1 rRNA gene is annotated in these 1,063 nt (G+C 54.3%); it reads left to right on the top strand.

The features are described from left to right. Positions 1 to 1,063: ribosomal RNA gene (locus tag ACPEH2_RS15735) — 23S ribosomal RNA — on the top strand; the annotation flags it as partial.

The following is a 1,063-nucleotide window of genomic DNA, read 5'->3' on the forward strand; positions in this document are numbered from 1 at the left end:
CAGGCTAAACCTAGCGTGTGTGATAGCCGGCAGGCGTTGCACGTTGGGGGTTGTGGGACTTTTCAGACAGTTCTGCCGATCTGTCGGCGTTACAAGAAGGTATAGACGAACCGCATTGAAAGGCGGGTCATAGAGGGTGCCAACCCCGTAGTCGAAATGCTTCTCTTGACGCGAAGAGTATCCCAAGTAGCACGGGGCCCGAGAAATCCCGTGTGAATCTGTCAGGACCACCTGATAAGCCTAAATACTCCCAGATGACCGATAGCGGACAAGTACCGTGAGGGAAAGGTGAAAAGTACCCCGGGAGGGGAGTGAAATAGTACCTGAAACCGTTTGCTTACAAACCGTTGGAGCACCCCTGGTAGGTGTGACAGCGTGCCTTTTGAAGAATGAGCCTGCGAGTTAGCGATATGTGGCGAGGTTAACCCGTGTGGGGTAGCCGTAGCGAAAGCGAGTCTGAATAGGGCGATTCAGTCGCATGTCCTAGACCCGAAGCGAAGTGATCTATCCATGGCCAGGCTGAAGCGACGGTAAGACGTCGTGGAGGGCCGAACCCACTTAGGTTGAAAACTGAGGGGATGAGCTGTGGATAGGGGTGAAAGGCCAATCAAACTTCGTGATAGCTGGTTCTCTCCGAAATGCATTTAGGTGCAGCGTTGCGTGTTTCTTGCCGGAGGTAGAGCTACTGGATGGCCGATGGGCCCTACAAGGTTACTGACGTCAGCCAAACTCCGAATGCCGGTAAGTGAGAGCGCAGCAGTGAGACTGTGGGGGATAAGCTTCATAGTCGAGAGGGAAACAACCCAGACCACCAACTAAGGTCCCAAAGCGCGTGCTAAGTGGGAAAGGATGTGGAGTTGCTGTGACAACCAGGAGGTTGGCTTAGAAGCAGCCACCCTTGAAAGAGTGCGTAATAGCTCACTGGTCAAGTGATTCCGCGCCGACAATGTAACGGGGCTCAAGCACGCCACCGAAGTTGTGGCATTGACATTATTGGTAGGCCTTCGTGGTCCAGCCGTGTTGATGGGTAGGAGAGCGTCGTGTGGCCAGCGAAGCGGCGGTG

Origin of the sequence: Microbacterium sp. NPDC064942, from assembly GCF_049545525.1 — a bacterium.
Lineage (GTDB): Bacteria > Actinomycetota > Actinomycetes > Actinomycetales > Microbacteriaceae > Microbacterium > Microbacterium gawkjiense.